Origin of the sequence: Aestuariimicrobium sp. Y1814 (assembly GCF_050113895.1) — a bacterium.
In the GTDB taxonomy this organism is placed as follows: Bacteria; Actinomycetota; Actinomycetes; order Propionibacteriales; family Propionibacteriaceae; genus Aestuariimicrobium.
In genome coordinates this window covers 1-18914 of record NZ_JBNJRW010000011.1, presented here as the reverse complement: position 1 = coordinate 18914, position 18914 = coordinate 1, and the positions used below count along the sequence as shown (strand labels likewise).

Annotated in this window: 10 protein-coding genes and 3 rRNA genes; 12 read left to right on the top strand and 1 reads right to left on the bottom strand. The window is 64.9% G+C overall.

Annotation, left to right across the window (positions count from 1 at the left end; genetic code table 11):
• Positions 1-69 precede the first annotated feature (69 nt).
• The 9 genes from ACQE3C_RS12270 to metG all read left to right on the top strand — a co-directional run bounded on the left by ACQE3C_RS12270 (position 70) and on the right by metG (position 12204).
• Positions 70-1302, top strand: coding sequence for a phosphotransferase (locus ACQE3C_RS12270; RefSeq protein ID WP_434539467.1), 1233 nt, complete (start codon positions 70-72; stop codon positions 1300-1302).
• 227 nt (positions 1303-1529) lie between these two features.
• The gene (locus ACQE3C_RS12265) at positions 1530-2648 is read left to right on the top strand and encodes a BMP family lipoprotein (RefSeq protein WP_434539466.1); all 1119 of its coding nucleotides are present in this window, start codon (positions 1530-1532) and stop codon (positions 2646-2648) included.
• A 146-nt stretch (positions 2649-2794) separates the two neighbouring features.
• On the top strand, positions 2795-4423 hold the full coding sequence (locus ACQE3C_RS12260) for an ABC transporter ATP-binding protein (protein WP_434539465.1): 1629 nt from the start codon (positions 2795-2797) through the stop codon (positions 4421-4423).
• An 86-nt stretch (positions 4424-4509) separates the two neighbouring features.
• The gene (locus ACQE3C_RS12255; protein WP_434539555.1) at positions 4510-5724 is read left to right on the top strand and encodes an ABC transporter permease; all 1215 of its coding nucleotides are present in this window, start codon (positions 4510-4512) and stop codon (positions 5722-5724) included.
• On the top strand, positions 5721-7052 hold the full coding sequence (locus tag ACQE3C_RS12250; protein WP_434539464.1) for an ABC transporter permease: 1332 nt from the start codon (positions 5721-5723) through the stop codon (positions 7050-7052). The genes ACQE3C_RS12255 and ACQE3C_RS12250 overlap by 4 nt, the downstream gene beginning before the upstream one ends.
• 30 nt (positions 7053-7082) lie before the next feature.
• Complete coding sequence (locus tag ACQE3C_RS12245) at positions 7083-7517, top strand: cytidine deaminase (RefSeq protein WP_434539463.1); 435 nt, start codon at positions 7083-7085, stop codon at positions 7515-7517.
• The gene (locus ACQE3C_RS12240; protein WP_434539462.1) at positions 7514-8497 is read left to right on the top strand and encodes an RNase H family protein; all 984 of its coding nucleotides are present in this window, start codon (positions 7514-7516) and stop codon (positions 8495-8497) included. Before ACQE3C_RS12245 ends, ACQE3C_RS12240 begins: the two co-directional genes overlap by 4 nt.
• A gap of 86 nt (positions 8498-8583) precedes the next feature.
• Positions 8584-10365, top strand: a complete 1782-nt coding sequence (treZ, locus tag ACQE3C_RS12235; RefSeq protein ID WP_434539461.1) for a malto-oligosyltrehalose trehalohydrolase — start codon at positions 8584-8586, stop codon at positions 10363-10365.
• 42 nt (positions 10366-10407) lie between these two features.
• Positions 10408-12204, top strand: a complete 1797-nt coding sequence (metG, locus tag ACQE3C_RS12230) for a methionine--tRNA ligase (RefSeq protein WP_434539460.1) — start codon at positions 10408-10410, stop codon at positions 12202-12204.
• A gap of 32 nt (positions 12205-12236) precedes the next feature.
• Here metG and ACQE3C_RS12225 read toward each other — a convergent pair whose 3' ends face one another.
• Positions 12237-12863 (bottom strand): uridine kinase, encoded by a 627-nt coding sequence (locus tag ACQE3C_RS12225; protein WP_434539459.1) that lies wholly within the window; start codon positions 12861-12863, stop codon positions 12237-12239.
• A 738-nt stretch (positions 12864-13601) separates the two neighbouring features.
• Here ACQE3C_RS12225 and ACQE3C_RS12220 point away from each other — a divergent pair.
• From ACQE3C_RS12220 to rrf, 3 genes are all read left to right on the top strand, one after another.
• Positions 13602-15119, top strand: a 16S ribosomal RNA gene (locus tag ACQE3C_RS12220).
• Positions 15120-15515: 396 nt separating this feature from the next.
• Positions 15516-18611 (top strand): 23S ribosomal RNA (locus tag ACQE3C_RS12215).
• Positions 18612-18739: 128 nt separating this feature from the next.
• Positions 18740-18856 (top strand): 5S ribosomal RNA (gene rrf / locus ACQE3C_RS12210).
• Together the 16S, 23S and 5S rRNA genes form the textbook arrangement of a ribosomal RNA operon.
• The last annotated feature ends 58 nt before the right edge of the window (positions 18857-18914 follow it).

Here is an 18914-nt window from a genome sequence, read left to right as displayed (position 1 = left end):
GACCCCGCGGCCGTGGTAGAAAATCCTTGTCAACTGCAGGTCGTGGCGCAGAAGGGGTGAGGACTGCTCGTGAATGCTGGCACGGAATCGGCTCAGGACGACGGATCGGCACTGCTGGCCTCACCACAGGTCGGTGAGCTGCTGGCCGCGGCAGCCAGTCACGCCGGGGGAGAACTGCTCTCCTGGACGATGGAGCACATCGACGCCCACCCCGGGCACTCCACCACCGCGACCTACGCCGCGCGGGTGCGCTGGCCCTACGGTGAGCGCGACGAACTGCTGGGCGTCAGCGCCCGCACCGGTCCGCGGGTGCCCACCGACAACCGGGCCGACATCTTTGCCGACGGCGACCGCGAGGTGGCGGTCTGGCTCTACCCGAAGGACCCCGACCTGCCCGGCCTGATGGTGGCCGCCTACCCCGAGCGGATGGCCGAGCTGGTCAACGAGCACCAGCTGGTCTCACGCCCGGTCAGCGCCGACCAGGTCAGCCTGGCCATGATCGGCTACCGGCCCCGCCGCCGGGCGGTGCTCAGGATGGACATCACCGACCCGGCCGAGACCTTCTACGTGAAAGTGCAGCGCCGCAAGCAGTTCGAGGAGGTGCTGCAGCGCCACAAGCTGCTGCTGGAGGCCGGGGTGCCCTCCCCGGGGGTGGCCGCCGCCACCAGCGAGCACATCCTGGTGCTGAAGGCCCTGCGCGGGCGTTCCCTGGCGAAGGCAATGTTCGACCCGGTCGACCCCTGTACCGCCGAGGACCTCATCGCGACCCTCGACCAGATGCCCGCCTCGGTGAGCCGGCTGGAACGGCGCCCACCGTGGACCGATGCCGTGCAGCACTACGCCTCGATGGTGACCGCCGCGATGAGCTCCCAGGCCGACCGGTTGCAGTGGATGGTCACCCAGGTCGAGCAGGGCCTGGCCGGTATCGAACCCGGCAATGAACCCACCCACGGCGACTTCCACGAGGGCCAGGTCTTCGTCCAGGACGGTCGGGTCTCGGGCATCCTCGACATTGACACCATCGGCCCGGGTCGGCGCGCCGACGACCTGGCCTGCCTGGTCGCGCACCTGTCGACCGTGCAACGGATGAACCGGCAGCAGGCCGAACGGGTGCACCACCTCATCCGCACCTGGGTGCCCGTCTTCGACACCCGCGTCGATCCCGTCGAGCTGAGACTGCGGGCGGCCGCGGTGATCATCTCCCTGGCAACCGGCCCCTACCGCAGCCAGGAGCCGTCCTGGCAGGCCGAGACCATCGCGATCCTGGACGCTGCCGAGGCCCTGGTCCGGCAGGTGGTCTGAGCCGCCCCGAGCCCACCACCCTCGTCCGGGCTTGGGGTTTTGCCCCCGGAACCACCGCTGACATTTCGCTGCGATAACAGTTTGCGCGAACCGGTCCTGCGGCAGTACGCCGAAGGTGAACAACGGGTTACAGTGACTCTGCTGTGGCCGGGCATCCCGACTCCGGCAGCCATTGGCGGGCAGGTGCGCCTGGCCCTCAAACCCTTTCTGCTCAGGAGGCAGTTCACGTGAAGAAGTCATTCCTGTCCGGGGCAGCCGCCTTCGCGGCTCTCGCCCTGGTGCTCACCGCCTGTGCCGAGGCGCCCGACGCCGGCAACACCACCTCGACGACGACCGCAGCCACGACTGCCGCCACCAACGGTGGCGAGGGGTTCAAGGCTTGCATGGTCTCCGACTCCGGTGGCTTCGATGACAAGTCGTTCAACCAGACCTCCCACGACGGCCTGGTCAAGGCCAAGGAAGAACTGGGCATCGAGACCGCCACCATCGAGTCGGCCGACACCAAGGACTTCGACACCAACATCAAGGCCATGGTCGATGCTGACTGCAACATCATCGTGACCGTCGGCTTCCTGCTGTCGGACGCCACCGTCGCTGCCGCCAAGGCCAACCCGAACATCCAGTTCGCGATCGTGGACGACAACCCCGCCTCCGCCGCGGATCTGACCAACTTCAAGCCGCTGGTCTTCAACACCGCTGAGTCCAGCTTCCTGGCCGGCTACTACGCCGCCGCGCAGAGCAAGACCGGCAAGGTCGGCACCTTCGGCGGCATGAAGATCCCCACCGTCACCATCTTCATGGACGGCTTCGCCCAGGGCGTGGCCTACTACAACCAGACCAAGGGTGGCTCGGTCCAGGTGCTCGGCTGGGATGCCGAGAAGCAGGACGGCCAGTTCGTCCCCGAACCGAACCCGTTCGACAACATTGCCGGCGGCAAGGCAACTGCCCAGAACCTGGTGAGCCAGGGCGCTGACATCATCTTCCCGGTCGCCGGCCCCGCCGGTCAGGGTGGTCTGCAGGTCGCCAAGGAATCCAACGGCAACGTCACCGCCATCTGGGTCGACACTGACGGCTGCGTCTCGGCCGAGGAGTTCTGCTCGGTGATCCAGACCTCGGTCTACAAGGGCATGGACGTGTCGGTGTTCGACGCGATCAAGGCCGCCAAGGAGGGCACCTTCACCAACGAGGCCTACGTCGGCACCTTGGCCAACGGCGGCACCGGCATCTCGCCCTTCCACGAGTTCGAAGGTCAGGTCTCCGACGAACTGAAGGCTGAACTCGACAAGATCAAGGCCGACATCGAGTCGGGCGCGATCACCATCGAGTCGCAGTCCCAGCCCAAGTGATCACCGGCCTCGGCTGAGGGCAACGGCGCTTTCAGTCGGGCCATCCGCGGGAGGGGTCCCCAGGACCCCTCCCGCTCACTGTCTGGCGGCTGAGTTTCGGCTTGTGGCCGCCCAATACCCCCCCCGACTGTGGAAGGATTCAGCGCGTGACCACCAGCACTGACGCCCAGGTCCCGCCCCGTGCCGTTTCCGGGGACGCAGAGCCGCTCGCGGATGGGTTGAGCCTGCGCGGCATCACGAAGCGCTTCGGCTCCCTGACGGCCAACGACGCCATCAGCCTCGACATCGTCCCCGGGCGCATCCACTGCCTGCTGGGGGAGAACGGCGCCGGCAAGTCGACGCTGATGAACGTCCTCTACGGTCTGCTCGACGCCGACGAGGGCACCATCTACGTCGACGGCCAGCCGCAGAACTTCAAGACCCCGCGCCAGTCGATGGCCGCGGGCATCGGCATGGTCCACCAGCACTTCATGCTGGTCGACGTGTTCACCGTCGCCGAGAACATCATCCTCGGTCGCGAACAGGCGGTCGGTGGGGTGCTCAGCATGGGCCGGGCGAGGCGCCGCGTACGTGAGCTGTCCGACCGCTACAAGCTCGACGTGCACCCCGATGCGGTCATCGAGAACCTCCCGGTGGGTGTGCAGCAGCGGGTGGAAATCCTCAAGGCGCTCTCGAACGACGCGCGTTTCCTGATCTTCGACGAGCCCACCGCCGTGCTCACCCCGCAGGAGATCGACGACCTGATGGCGATCATGCAGGCGCTGCGTGACGAGGGTCGGGCGATCGTGTTCATCACCCACAAGCTGCGTGAGGTGCGCGCCATCGCCGACGAGATCACCGTGATCCGGCGCGGCAAGGTCGTCGGCCACGCCGAGCCGACCGACTCCGAGAACCATCTCGCCGAAATGATGGTGGGCCGCTCGGTGAACCTGGATGTGGCCAAGTCCGACCCCGTGCTGCGTGACGTCCGGCTGCAGGTCGACGACCTCACCGTGGCCGACCCCTCCGGGGCCGTGGTCGTCGACGGGGTCAGCTTCGACGTGCGAGGCGGCGAGATCCTCTGCGTTGCCGGTGTCCAGGGCAACGGCCAGTCCGAACTGGTCGAGGCGATGCTCGGCACCATCCCCGTGCTCGACGGCACCGTCCGGATCGACGGCGTCGACACCGCCCGGATGACTCCACGGCAGACCATCGAGGCCGGCGTCGGCTATGTGCCCGAGGACCGCCAGCACGACGGCTTCGTGGCCAGCTTCTCGGTGGCCGAGAACCTGGTGCTCAACCAGGTCGACCACTACACCAGCGCCGGCAACCTGCAACTGGGCCGAATCCGCACCAACGCCGAACACCGGACCAAGGAGTTCGACATCCGCACCACCTCGATCGACCTGCCGGTCAGTTCGCTGTCGGGCGGCAACCAGCAGAAAGTCGTCCTGGCCCGGGAACTGTCCCGCTCGTTGTCGGTGCTGCTGGCGAGCCAACCGACCCGAGGCGTCGACGTCGGCGCCATCGAGTTCCTGCACCAGCGCATCGTCGCCGAACGTGACGCCGGCACCGCCGTGCTGATCGTCTCCACCGAGCTGGACGAGATCGAGGCGCTCGGTGACCGCATCGCGGTGATGAACAAGGGCCGCATCGTCGGCATCGTCCCGGCGGGGACACCCCGAGAGGTGCTCGGCCTGATGATGGCCGGCATCAGCGCCGAGGAGGCATTCGCGTCGACCGGGGCGTCGGCCGACGACCAGCCCGAGGACGGCACCAAGGAGGAGGGCCAGTGAGCAGCCACACCCCGGACGGACCGCAGAGCCCGGACCAGGCTCTCGATGACGGTTCCCACCTCGGGCCGGAGACCGCGAACACGGTGATTGTCGCCGGCGGCCCCGCCGCCGCGGGACCACCCCTGGAGGGCCGCGCCAAGTGGCGCTTCCCCTGGGCCGATGTGCTGGTCACCGTGGGCGCGTTCTTCCTCGCCTTCCTGGTCGGCGCGATCCTGATGGTGGTCTCCGACCCCGAGATCGCCCGCACCTGGACCTACTTCTTCGACCGCCCCGGTGATGCCCTGTCGGCCTCCTGGGGCAAGGTGAGCCGCGCCTACGGGGCCCTGTTCTCAGGTGCCGTGGGAAGCTGGCAGGCCTTCACCCACACCACCGCCCAGGCAGCGGGACTGATCTGTGCCGGGTTGGGCATCGGCCTGGCGTTCCGGGCCGGCCTGTTCAACATCGGTGGCCAGGGCCAGGCCATCTGGGGCGCCATCGCCGCCGCCTGGGTCGGGTTCACCATCAAGGGCCTGCCGCTGGTCGTCCACCTGCCGCTGGCCATCATCGCCGGCGTCCTGGCCGGCGCTGTCTGGGGTGGCATCGTCGGCCTGCTGAAGGCCCGCACCGGTGCCCACGAGGTCATCGTGACCATCATGATGAACTACATCGCCACCGGCACCCTGGCCTGGCTGCTGACCACCACCGCCTTCCAGCGGCCCGGACGCGCCGACCCGATCTCGCCGATCGTGGAATGGACCGCCACCTTCCCCCGGCTGGAGGGCGGCCAGCTGCACCTGGGCTTCCTGCTCGCGCTGGTGTCGGCCTTCGTCGTCTGGTGGTTGATGGAGCGCACCGCCCTGGGCTTCCAGATCCGTGCCGTCGGCGCCAACCCGAACGCCTCGGCCACCGCGGGCATGTCGGTGCCGCGGATCACCGTGATCACCATGGCCCTGTCGGGTTCGCTGGCCGGCCTCGCCGGTGTGCAGGCCGCCCTCGGCCCGATCGCGGCAGCCACCCCGACGCCGCTGTCGGCCGGGCTGGTGGGCAGCATCGGTTTCGACGCCATCACCGTGGCCCTGCTCGGGCGCTCGCGCCCGCTCGGCATCGTGCTGGCCGGGCTCCTGTTCGGCGCCATGCACGCCGGTGGCCTGCGGATGCAGTCGATCGCGCAGACACCACTCGACCTGACCTACGTGCTGCAGGCACTGATCGTCATCTTCGTGGCGGCCCCGCTGCTGGTGCGGACCCTGCTGCCGTTCCTGAAGGCCCGACCCCGGCGTCGTCCGGCGGCCGCCGCCAGCGCTGAAGGAGGTCTCGCATGAGCACCACGACCACCGACACCCCGGATGCGCCCACGCCTGACGCCCCGGCGGTGACCGAGACCGACGAGGTCGTCCTGCGCACGACCGAGTCACGCGAGTCACGCACCCACCGCATGTCGATGGGCGCGCTGCTGCTCGTCATCGGCGTCCTGATGGGCTACCTGGTCACCCAGACCAGCGGCAGCGCCCAGTTCGCCCTGTCGAACGCCTTCGACGAGGTGCAACTGCCCACCTTCACCCTGCCCGGGGTGCCGGTGGTGCTGCTCAGCGCGCTGGTGCTGCTGGTCGCCGGTGGGCTCATGGTGGCCCTCCGCCTGCCCGGCAGTTGGCCGGCCGTGCTCGGCACCCTGGCCGGGTTGGCCACCGTCGTCGGATTCCTGACCTGGGCCGCGGCCGGACGAGGGCTGCCGTTCCAGCTGAGCAACCAGATGGCCGGCACCATCATGCTCGCCACCCCGCTGATCTTCGGTGCCCTGTGCGGCATCATGTGCGAGCGCGCCGGCATCGTGAACGTCGCCATCGAGGGCCAGATGCTGACCGCGGCCTTCACCGCCGCCGTCGTCGGCTCACTCACCAAGTCGATCACCTTCGCCATCATCGGCGCGGTCATCGCCGGTGTGCTGATGGCCGCGATGCTGGCGCTGTTCACCATCAAGTACCTGGTCGACCACGTCGTGCTCGGCGTGGTGATCAACCTGTTCGCCTCGGGCCTGACCGGCTTCCTGTTCGACCAGTTGGTGCGCCCGAACTCCGGCCAGTTCAATGCCGCCCCGACCATGAAGGCGATGCCCATCCCGGTGCTCTCGGAACTGCCGTTCATCGGCCCGGTGCTGTTCAGCCAGACGATCCTGGTCTACCTCGCCGGCATCGCGGTCGCGCTCGCCTGGTTCGTGCTGTTCAAGACCTCGTGGGGTCTGCGGATCCGGTCGGTGGGTGAACACCCCCAGGCCGCCGACACCGTGGGCATCAACGTCTACGGCATCCAGTGGAGCGCGGTGCTGTTCGGTGGCGTGTTCGCCGGCCTCGGTGGCGCGTTCTTCACCGTGGGTTCGATCGGCGCCTTCAACAAGGACATCACGGTCGGCAACGGCTTCATCGCGCTGGCCGCGGTGATCATGGGCCGCTGGCACCCGATCTTCGCGGCCGTCATCGCCCTGTTCTTCGGCTTCGTGACCCAGATGGCCACCCAGCTGCAGACCCTCAGCACCCCGATGCCCAGCCAGTTCCTGCTGATGCTGCCCTACGTGGCCACCATCATCGCGGTGGCCGGTCTGGTCGGTAGGGTGAGGGGCCCGGCACACGACGGCAAGGCCTACGTGAAGGCCTGACCTGCGCCGGGCGTGAAGGAGGCAGAGGCGATGACGTCGTCCGTGACATCGACAGGTCCCGACTGGGAACAGCTGCGCAGCCACGCCATCAGCATGGCCGCGCGGGCCTACGTGCCCTACTCCCACTACCCGGTGGGTGCTGCCGCGCTGGTCGACGACGGCCGCATCATCGGGGGCTGCAACGTCGAGAACGCCGGCTACGGGGTCACCCTGTGCGCCGAGTGCGGCCTGGTCTCCGACCTGGTCGTCGGCGGCGGGGGACGACTGCTCGCCTTCGTCTGCGTCAACGCCGACGGCGACCTGATCACCCCCTGCGGGCGCTGCCGGCAGCTGTTGTGGGAACACGGCGGTGCGGCCCTGCAGGTCTGGTCACCGGCGGGTGTGGTGCCGATGACCGACCTGTTGCCGCAGGCCTTCGGGCCTGAGGACCTGGACGTCGTCGCCACCCGGCACCCCGCCCAGTGATCACCGCTGCTGCCGACGGGTCGGCCCTGTCCAACCCCGGACCGACCGGCTGGGCCTGGTACATCGACGACGACCGCTGGGCGGCCGGCGGCTGGCCGCACGGCACCAACAACATGGGTGAGCTGATGGCCGTGCTCGACCTGCTGAACCAGACCGCCGGGCTGCAGGAACCGTTGCGGGTCCTGTGCGACTCCCAGTACGCCATCAACGCCATCACCAAGTGGACGCCGGGCTGGAAACGGCGCGGCTGGCGCAAGGCCGACGGCAAGCCCGTCCTCAACGTGGAACTGCTCACCCAGCTCGACCGGGCCATGCAGGGCCGCGACGTCAGCTTCGAATGGGTCAAGGGGCATTCCGGCCACGACCTGAACGAGAAGGCCGACGAACTGGCCAGGGCCGCCGCCACCGCCCACCGCGACGGCCGACCCGTGCCCCACGGCCCCGGGTTCACCGGTGCACCGCCGGCGGCAGCGCTCGACGTCCGCCCCGGCCAGCAGCTGGACGACGACCTGTTCAGCGTAATGCCCGCCCCCGCCGACGAGGGCGAGCCGCCCCTGCGGTCGGTCGACGAGGCACCCGCCGACGGGGTACCAACGGACGAGGTGCCCGAGGTGGATGCCACCAGCCAGGTGGTGGTCGCCCTGGTCGAACGCACCCGGGAACTGCTCGACAACACCACGCGCAGCAGCCCCGAAAGACTGGCCCGACTGCTGCACCCCGACCTGGTCCGTCACGACGGCGCCGGGCGGGTGCAGACCTACCGTCGGCTGCTGCAGGGCCTCGACCCGATCGAGGTGTCCCCGCACCTGGAGGTGCTCGGCATCGACGAGTTGGCCGACGACGTGGCGGTGCTGCGCTGGCGGCTCACCCTGGGGCACCGGCGACTGCTCGTCGCCTCCACGTGGCAGCGGGGCGTAGGGGGGCAGCGTCGTCCCGACGGCTGGTTGCTGCGCCTGGAGCAGGTCACACCGGTGCTGTGAGCCGGGGTCCGCGGCTGGTGACGAACTGCCGCGGGCCCGAGGTCGGGTATCGTGCCGTCGGTGCCGACCGCAGCTGGAGGAGACTCGTGACCAACTCGTTCGACGTATGGGCCCCCCGACCGCAGCAGGTGGTGTTACGTGCTGCCGGCACCGACTTCCCCATGGTGCGCGATGAGGAGGGGTGGTGGCACCCGGCACAGGAACTGCCCGCCCACGTGCTGACCGGGGACGTCGACTACGGCTACGTCCTCGACGGTGAACTCTTCCCCGACCCCCGCAGCCGCTGGCAGCCCGACGGGGTGCACGGACTGTCGCGTACCTTCGACCCCGCCGCGTACCAGTGGGGCGACCAGGACTGGACCGGCCGGCAGTTGGCCGGCTCGGTGGTCTACGAGCTGCACGTCGGCACCTTCACCCCGCAGGGCACCCTCGATGCCGCCATCGAGAAGCTGGACCGGCTGGTGGAGGTCGGCGTCGACCTGGTCGAACTGATGCCGGTCAATGCGTTCAACGGTGAGGCCGGCTGGGGCTATGACGGGGTCTACTGGTACGCCGTCCACGCGGCCTATGGGGGACCGGCTGCCTACCAGCGCTTCGTGGATGCCTGCCACCAGCGCGGCCTCGGCGTCATCCAGGACGTCGTCTACAACCACTTCGGCCCCAGCGGGAACTACCTGCCGCGCTTCGCGCCCTACCTCAACGACGATGTGCAGACCGGCTGGGGTTCAGCGGTCAACCTCGACGGGGAGGACTCCGACGAGGTGCGCCGCTACATCCTCGAGAACGCCCGCATGTGGTTCGTCGACCACCACGTCGACGGCCTGCGGCTGGATGCCGTGCACGCCCTGGTCGACCGCACCGCCTTCCACCTGCTGGAGGAACTGGCCGTCGAGACCGAGGCGACCAGCGCCTTCGTCGGTCGTCCGCTGTCGCTGGTGGCCGAATCGGACCTGAACGACCCACGCCTGATCACTGCCCGCGAAAGCGGCGGCTACGGCCTGACCGCGCAGTGGAGCGACGACTTCCACCATGCCGTGGTGGCCAACCTGACCGGCGACGACTCCGGCTACTACGCCGACTTCGCCAGCCTTGAGGCGCTGGCGAAAGTGCTGGAGACCGGCTTCTACCACGACGGCACCACCTCCTCGTTCCGCGGACGACGCCACGGCCGCCAACTCGACCGACCCACCACCCCCACCTGGCGACTGGTCGTCGCCTCGGACAACCACGACCAGATCGGCAACCGGGCCGACGGCTCGCGGCTGTCGAGCCAGGTCTCGCGGCGCCAACTCGCGATCGCGGCGGTGATGACCCTGCTCAGCGGTCCCACCCCGATGGTCTTCCAGGGTGAGGAATGGGGCGCCGACACCCCCTTCGCGTTCTTCAGTTCGCACCCCGAACCCGACCTGGCCGCCGCGGTGACCGCGGGCCGGCTTGAGGAGTTCGCGAAGATGGACTGGGACCCGGCGAGCGTGCTCGACCCGCAGGACCCGGCCACCTTCGAGGCCTCGAAGCTGGACTGGTCCGAGCTCGACCGCGAGCCCTTCGCCGAGTTGCGCGAGACCTACCGCCGACTCGTCGAACTGCGCCGCAGCCACCCCGACTTCACCGACCCCCGCTTCAACTCGGTCTCGGTCCGCATCGAAGCCGACCAGCACTGGATGCTCATCGAGCGCGGCGAAGAGATGCTGATCGTGGTGAACTTCGGCGCCGACGAAGCAGTGGTGGAACTCGAGGACTCCAGCGCGGTGCTGTTCAGCACCGGCGAGGTGGCCCTGGACGAGCGCAGCCTGCGGCTGGGGGAGCATGCCACCGCGGTGCTGCAGGTGGTGGGCCTGGACGAGCCCCGCCACACCCTCACCACCTAGCGCTGGCGAAGGGTTCCGCCACGCACCACTAGGATGAAACCCATGTGTGCCAATGTTCTCGCCGCTGTCGCGTGGCCCTATGCCAATGGTCCGCGCCACATCGGTCACGTGTCCGGCTTCGGCGTTCCCTCCGACGTGTTCGCCCGCTACATGCGCATGGCCGGGCACCGGGTGCTGATGGTCTCGGGCACCGACGAGCACGGCACCGCGATCCAGGTGAAGGCCGACCAGGAGGGGCTGACCGCCCGCGAGACCGCCGACAAGTACCACGGCATCATCGCCGCCGACCTGCAGGGCCTGGGGCTGAGCTACGACCTCTACACCCGCACCACCACGCAGAACCACCGCGAGGTCGTCCAGGAGGTCTTCCGCAGCCTGCACCGCAACGGCTATGTCGTCAGCCAGGTGCAGATGGGGGCGATCTCACCCAGCACGGGCCGCACCCTGCCCGACCGGTTCATCGAGGGCACCTGCCCGCACTGCGGCTACGACGGTGCCCGAGGTGACCAGTGCGACAACTGCGGACGCCAGCTCGACCCCATCGACCTGATCGACCCCCGCTCGCGCGTCAACGGTGAGACCCCCGAGTTCCGCGAGAACGAGCACTTCTTCCTCGACCTGCCGGCGCTCGCCGATGAGCTGGGTCGCTGGCTCGACACCCGCACCGACTGGCGTCCGAATGTGTTGGCGTTCAGCCACAACCTGCTCAAGGAACTGCGCCCCCGGGCCATCACCCGCGACCTCGACTGGGGCGTGCCCATCCCCGTGGAGGGCTGGCAGGACAACGACATGAAGCGCATCTACGTGTGGTTCGACGCGGTGATCGGCTACCTGTCCGCCTCGATCGAGTGGGCCCGCCGATCGGGCAACCCGGAGGCGTGGAAGGACTTCTGGCACGGCGGCAGCGCCAAGGCCTACTACTTCATGGGCAAGGACAACATCGTCTTCCACTCCGTCATCTGGCCCGCGATGCTGCTCGGTGCCAATGGCCAGGGTTCGCGTGGCGGGGAACCGAGCGAGGTGCTCGGCACCCTCGACCTGCCCACCGAGATCGTCTCCAGCGAGTTCCTCACCATGAAGGGTTCGAAGGTGGCCAGCTCGCGCGGCGCCTCGATCTTCGTGGGGGACTTCCTGCGTGAGTTCGGCCCCGACGCGCTGCGCTACTACATCGCGGTCGCCGGCCCCGAGAACCAGGACACCGACTTCACCTGGGAGGAGTTCGTCCGGCGGATCAACTTCGAACTGGCCAATGAGTGGGGCAACCTGGTCAACCGGTCCATCTCGATGGCCCACAAGAACAATGGGGCCGTCCCGCCGGCGCACACGCTGCTTGGCGCCGACTCCGAACTGCTGGAGGCCTCGAGGAACGCCTTCGACGTGGTCGGGCAGCTGCTGTCCCAGAGCAAGCTCAAGGCAGCGGCCACCGAGGCGATGCGCGTGGTCGGGCTGGCCAACAAGTACCTGTCCGACATGGAGCCCTGGAAGCTCAAGGACGACCTGGAACGACGCGACACCGTGCTGCACGTGGCCCTGCAGGTGGTGCAGGACTGCAACACCCTGCTTACCCCCTTCCTGCCGCACGCGGCGCAGAAGGTGCACGAGGCACTCGGTGGCACCGGCGTCTGGGCAGCCATGCCCGAACTGGTCGAGGTCAGTGAGGGCGAGGCGACCTACCCGGTGCTGACCGGCGACTACACCCAGCAGCAGGCCACCTGGGCCTCGACCCCGATCGAGGTCGGACGCCCGCTGGCCAAGCCGAGCCCCCTGTTCGCGAAGCTGGACGAGTCGCTGGGCCAGACCGGACCGTCCTGGGCCCCCATCCAGCCGGCGGAGGGCTGAGCCCTGCTCCCGGCGCCCCGGGTACTTGGCGCCTAATGCGGCTGTCGGCTGCGGCTGATCCCTTCGACCTCCGCAGCGGCGGCAGCCATGCCGAGCGGGGTGAACCCCGCGGCGAGGGCCCGGCGTCGCAGCGCCGGCTCGAGTCGCAGCAGGGCGATACCCCGGCGCACCAGCACCGAGGGAGGCTTGCGCCGCTGCCGCAGGTCGCGCTGCAGCCGCCTGACGAAATTGAACCAGCGCGGCCGGTCCAACCAGATCGCCTCCACGGGCACACCCTCCTGCTGCAGTGGCGCAAGCAGGTCGATGGCGAAGATGCCCTCACAGATGACGGCGGGGGAGCCGGCGGCGTTGAACTGGTGGCTGCCGAACGCCTGGCTGCGGGAGATGTCGTAGTTGGGCACGGTGGCTGACCCGGTGCGACTCAGGCCGGCCAGGGTGCTGGTGGCACCTGCCAAGTCCCAGGTGCGCACGTCGTCCCAGTCGACGATGCTGCCGCCGCCGGGCAGGGACCGCACCGGCAGGTCGGGGTGGTCATGGTCAAAGTAGAAGTCGTCCAACCGCACCTGGGGAACACCGGTCTGGCTCGACAGCCGTGACTTGCCGCTGCCCGACGGGCCCGCCACCAGGATGATCGTGCAGCTGCTGGGCTCAGGACTCATGGATGGCAGGGTACCCAGCCCGGGCGCTGATCTGCAGCCCCCGGTTTCCCCTTCGGGGCCCGCAAACCCCGCCGGCGCACACCGATTTGACGACACCGGACGACCTCAGTAATGTTGATCAGGCCCTGAGGGTGAGACGGACAGGCCGAGAGGTCCTGGACGAACCCGGGGGCCACCACCCAATGACGATGTCGGGATGAGGCGTGCGTTCACAGAGAACCCGCTGAGGATCCCAGCACGGAGTCTGCCCGGATGGTGTGGGTCGGAAGCCGGATTTGACTCTGGTGGGGGGCCCGGGTAGTGTTGCTGAGGTTGTCGCGAGGCAGCGGAAGTAGCTCCTGGCTAGGGGTTTCACTGGTTTTCAGTGGCTCGGGGTTGGGGGTGGCCGGTGGGCCGGTGGGTTTGACAGCCTGCGGGTGGATCGGTAGTGTTTTTCAGGTTGCCCCTTGCTGAGGCTCTCGGATTTGAGGGTTGAGGTGTGGGACGCGGTCGGATCTTGAGAACTCAACAGCGTGTCTAAAGTCAATGCATAGTTTTATTTTTGCATCCTGACTGTGCCATCTTTGTGGTGGTGGGGTTGGGGTGTGTTTTTTCCCGTGCCATGCCTTTTGGGTGTGGTTTGGGTTCCTTTGATTGATGGACAGTTGAAGACCAGCTTGGTTTTCTTTTGCTGGGCATCGAACTTGTTGACGTCGTGATGCTGGCTGCCTTTGGGTGGTTGGTGTTTGGCGATATTTTTCAACGGAGAGTTTGATCCTGGCTCAGGACGAACGCTGGCGGCGTGCTTAACACATGCAAGTCGAACGGTAAGGCCCTTCGGGGTACACGAGTGGCGAACGGGTGAGTAACACGTGAGTAATGTGCCCTTGACTCTGGGATAACAGTTGGAAACAGCTGCTAATACCGGATATGACCTGGTCCTGCATGGGGTTGGGTGGAAAGCTTTTGCGGTCTTGGATCAACTCGCGGCCTATCAGCTTGTTGGTGAGGTAGTGGCTCACCAAGGCTTCGACGGGTAGCCGGCCTGAGAGGGCGACCGGCCACACTGGGACTGAGATACGGCCCAGACTCCTACGGGAGGCAGCAGTGGGGAATATTGCACAATGGGCGCAAGCCTGATGCAGCAACGCCGCGTGCGGGATGACGGCCTTCGGGTTGTAAACCGCTTTCACCTATGACGAAGCTTTTTGTGACGGTAGTAGGAGAAGAAGCACCGGCCAACTACGTGCCAGCAGCCGCGGTGATACGTAGGGTGCGAGCGTTGTCCGGAATTATTGGGCGTAAAGAGCTTGTAGGCGGTTGATTGCGTCAGAAGTGAAAACTCAGGGCTTAACCCTGAGCCTGCTTCTGATACGGGTTGACTAGAGGGAAGTAGGGGAGAACGGAATTCCTGGTGGAGCGGTGGAATGCGCAGATATCAGGAGGAACACCGGTGGCGAAGGCGGTTCTCTGGACTTTTCCTGACGCTGAGAAGCGAAAGCGTGGGGAGCAAACAGGCTTAGATACCCTGGTAGTCCACGCCGTAAACGGTGGGTACTAGGTGTGGGGGACTTCCACGTTCTCCGTGCCGTAGCTAACGCATTAAGTACCCCGCCTGGGGAGTACGGCCGCAAGGCTAAAACTCAAAGGAATTGACGGGGCCCCGCACAAGCGGCGGAGCATGCGGATTAATTCGATGCAACGCGAAGAACCTTACCTGGGTTTGACATGTACCGGAAACATTCAGAGATGGGTGCCCCCTTTTGGGTCGGTATACAGGTGGTGCATGGCTGTCGTCAGCTCGTGTCGTGAGATGTTGGGTTAAGTCCCGCAACGAGCGCAACCCTCGTCCTATGTTGCCAGCGGGTAATGCCGGGGACTCATGGGAGACCGCCGGGGCCAACTCGGAGGAAGGTGGGGATGAGGTCAAGTCATCATGCCCCTTATGTCCAGGGCTTCACGCATGCTACAATGGCTGGTACAAAGGGCTGCGAACCTGTAAGGGTGAGCGAATCCCAAAAAGCCAGTCTCAGTTCGGATTGGGGTCTGCAACTCGACCCCATGAAGTCGGAGTCGCTAGTAATCGCAGATCAGCAACGCTGCGGTGAATACGTTCCCGGGGCTTGTACACACCGCCCGTCAAGTCATGAAAGTCGGTAACACCCGAAGCCGGTGGCCCAACCCTTGTGGAGGGAGCCGTCGAAGGTGGGACTGGTAATTAGGACTAAGTCGTAACAAGGTAGCCGTACCGGAAGGTGCGGCTGGATCACCTCCTTTCTAAGGAGTCTGTTTGGCCGGCACCACCTCTTGAGGGGTGTTTGGTCCAAGTGCTGGTTCCGGGGCGTGTGTTCCCGGCCGGCGCAGGCACTTTGTGGAGCATTGACCTGCGGATCTGTGGTGATGCTGTTCGTTCAGTACTGCCCAACTCGTTTCGTCTTCGGACGCTGGTGGGTTTGGGTGTGGAAGTCGACGGTGTCAGTTATGGGTCCTGGACACGTTGTTGGGTCCTGAGGGGCCGACCGTTCACACTTCTTGTGGGTGTGTGTGGTTGTGTTTCTTGGCGGACCATGGTCTGCACGTCCCTGGTTGTTGGGGGGTGTGGGGGTGGGCTCGGTTGTTGTTTGAGAACTTCACAGTGGACGCGAGCATCTTTGTAGATTTTTGTTTTTTGTTGGACAAGCTACTAAGTGCGATCGGTGGATGCCTAGGCACCAAGAGCCGATGAAGGACGTTGTAACCTGCGATAAGCCTTGGGGAGCTGGTAAACGAGCTGTGATCCGAGGATTTCCGAATGGGGAAACCTGGAATACCGGAGTCATGTCCGGCGACCTCTGCCTGAATATATAGGGCAGTTGGAGGGAACGTGGGGAAGTGAAACATCTCAGTACCCACAGGAAGAGAAAACAATAGTGATTCCGTGAGTAGTGGCGAGCGAAAGCGGAAGAGGCCAAACCGTGCGTGTGTGAGAGCTGGCAGGCGTTGCATGTGCGGGGTTGTGGGAGCATTCAGTCGGGACTGTCATCCTGGCAGGGAGTTAGAAATGATGGGTGAAGTTGAACGGTCTGGGAAGGCCGAGCGTAGAGGGTGAGACTCCCGTAAACGTAAGTTCGTCACTCCTGAGTGTTTTCCCAAGTAGCACGGAACCCCTGAAATTCCGTGTGAATCTGGCGGGACCATCCGCTAAGCCTAAATACTCCTTGGTGACCGATAGCGGACAAGTACCGTGAGGGAAAGGTGAAAAGTACCCCGGGAGGGGAGTGAAATAGTACCTGAAACCGATCGCATACAATCCGTCGGAGCCTTTCGGGGTGACGGCGTGCCTTTTGAAGAATGAGCCTGCGAGTTAGTGGTGTGTGGCGAGGTTAACCCGTGTGGGGGAGCCGTAGCGAAAGCGAGTCCGAACAGGGCGTTGAGTCGCATGCTCTAGACCCGAAGCGTAGTGATCTATCCATGGCCAGGGTGAAGCGAGGGTAAGACCTCGTGGAGGCCCGAACCCACTTGGGTTGAAAACCGAGGGGATGAGCTGTGGATAGGGGTGAAAGGCCAATCAAACTACGTGATAGCTGGTTCTCCCCGAAATGCATATAGGTGCAGCGTTGCGTGTTTCTTGCCGGAGGTAGAGCACTGGATGGTCTAGGGGGCCCACAAGCTTACCGAAATCAACCAAACTCCGAATGCCGGTAAGTGAGAGCGCAGCAGTGAGACTGCGGGCGATAAGGTTCGTAGTCGAGAGGGAAACAGCCCAGATCATCAGCTAAGGCCCCTAAGTGGTAACTAAGTGGAAAAGGATGTGGAGTCGCGGAGACAACCAGGAGGTTGGCTTGGAAGCAGCCATCCTTGAAAGAGTGCGTAATAGCTCACTGGTCAAGTGATTCTGCGCCGACAATTTAGCGGGGCTCAAGTTATCCGCCGAAGCTGTGGCATTCACGCGTGTACCTGACCCTTTTGGGTCCAGGTGTGTGGATGGGTAGGGGAGCGTCGTGTGTGCGGTGAAGCTGCGGGGTGACCTGGTGGTGGAGTGCACACGAGTGAGAATGCAGGCATGAGTAGCGAATGACGGGTGAGAAACCCGTCCGCCGAATATCCAAGGGTTCCAGGGTCAAGCTAATCTGCCCTGGGTAAGTCGGGACCTAAGGCGAGGCCGACAGGCGTAGTCGATGGACAACGGGTTGATATTCCCGTACCGGCGAAAACGAGCAAGTGTCGAATGAGTTGATGCTAAGGACGGAAGGCATTTGATCCCTTCGGGGTGATGGTGCTGACTCTCTGACCCAATGCTTTAGTAGGCAAGCTGCGGAGGGACGCAGGAAGGTAGCCCATCCCGGGCGATGGTTGTCCCGGGCTAAGTGTGTAGGGTGTGTGGTAGGTAAATCCGCCATGCGTGTGCCTGAGACATGAGGGGGAGCAGACTTTGGTCTGTGACTGGGTGATCCTATGCTGCCTAGAAAAGCTTCGTGAGTATTGTTTAGCCGCCCGTACCCCAAACCGACACAGGTGGATAGGTAGAGAATACCAAGGCGATCGAGATAATCATGGTGAAGGAACTCGGCAAAATGCCCCCGTAACTTCGGGATAAGGGGGACTGGATACGTGATGCCACTTGCTGGCTGATGCGTTGAAAGTCGCAGAGACCAGGCCCAAGCGACTGTTTACCAAAAACACAGGTCCGTGCCAAGTCGTAAGACGATGTATACGGACTGACTCCTGCCCGGTGCTGGAAGGTTAAGGGGAAGTGTCAGCGTGAGCGAAGCACTGAACTTAAGCCCCAGTAAACGGCGGTGGTAACTATAACCATCCTAAGGTAGCGAAATTCCTTGTCGGGTAAGTTCCGACCTGCACGAATGGAGTAACGACTTGGGCGCTGTCTCCACCATGAACTCGGCGAAATTGCATTACGAGTAAAGATGCTCGTTACGCGCAGCAGGACGGAAAGACCCCGGGACCTTTACTATAGTTTGGTATTGGTGATTGGGACGACTTGTGTAGGATAGGTGGGAGACTTTGAAGCGGGCACGCCAGTGTTCGTGGAGTCATCGTTGAAATACCACTCTGGTCGTTCTGGTTATCTAACCTAGGTCCATTATCTGGATCAGGGACAGTGCCTGATGGGTAGTTTGACTGGGGCGGTCGCCTCCCAAAAGGTAACGGAGGCGCCCAAAGGTTCCCTCAGCCTGGTTGGCAATCAGGTGTTGAGTGTAAGTGCACAAGGGAGCTTGACTGTGAGAGGGACACCTCGAGCAGGGACGAAAGTCGGGACTAGTGATCCGACGGTGGCACATGGAAGCGCCGTCGCTCAACGGATAAAAGGTACCCCGGGGATAACAGGCTGATCTTGCCCGAGCGCTCACAGCGACGGCATGGTTTGGCACCTCGATGTCGGCTCGTCGCATCCTGGGGCTGTAGTCGGTCCCAAGGGTTGGGCTGTTCGCCCATTAAAGCGGCACGCGAGCTGGGTTCAGAACGTCGTGAGACAGTTCGGTCCCTATCCGCTGCGCGCGTAGGAATCTTGAGAAGGGCTGTCCTTAGTACGAGAGGACCGGGACGGACCAACCTCTGGTGTGCCAGTTGTCCTGCCAAGGGCACGGCTGGTTGGCTACGTTGGGGAGTGATAACCGCTGAAAGCATCTAAGCGGGAAGCACGCTTCAAGATGAGGGTTCCCACAGATGAATCTGGTAAGGCCCCCGGCAGACCACCGGGTGATAGGTCGGATGTGGAAGTGCTGAGAGGCATGGAGCTGACCGATACTAATAGGCCGAGGGCTTGTCCCTCACACTCAATTTGTCTACAAAGATGCTACGCGTCCACTGTGTTGTTCTCGAGGAACAACCAAGCACCCGGTCCGGCCGGCCCTTGTGGGTCTGGCTGGCAGGGGTTCTGGTTGATATCTCCATAGTGTTACGGTGGCCATGGCGAAAGGGAAACACCCGGCTCCATTCCGAACCCGGAAGTTAAGCCTTTCAGCGCCGATGGTACTGCAGGAGGGATCCTGTGGGAGACTAGGACGCTGCCGGACTTCAACACACCCCCTGGTGAGTCCCCTGATCGGGACACACCAGGGGGTGTTTTCATAC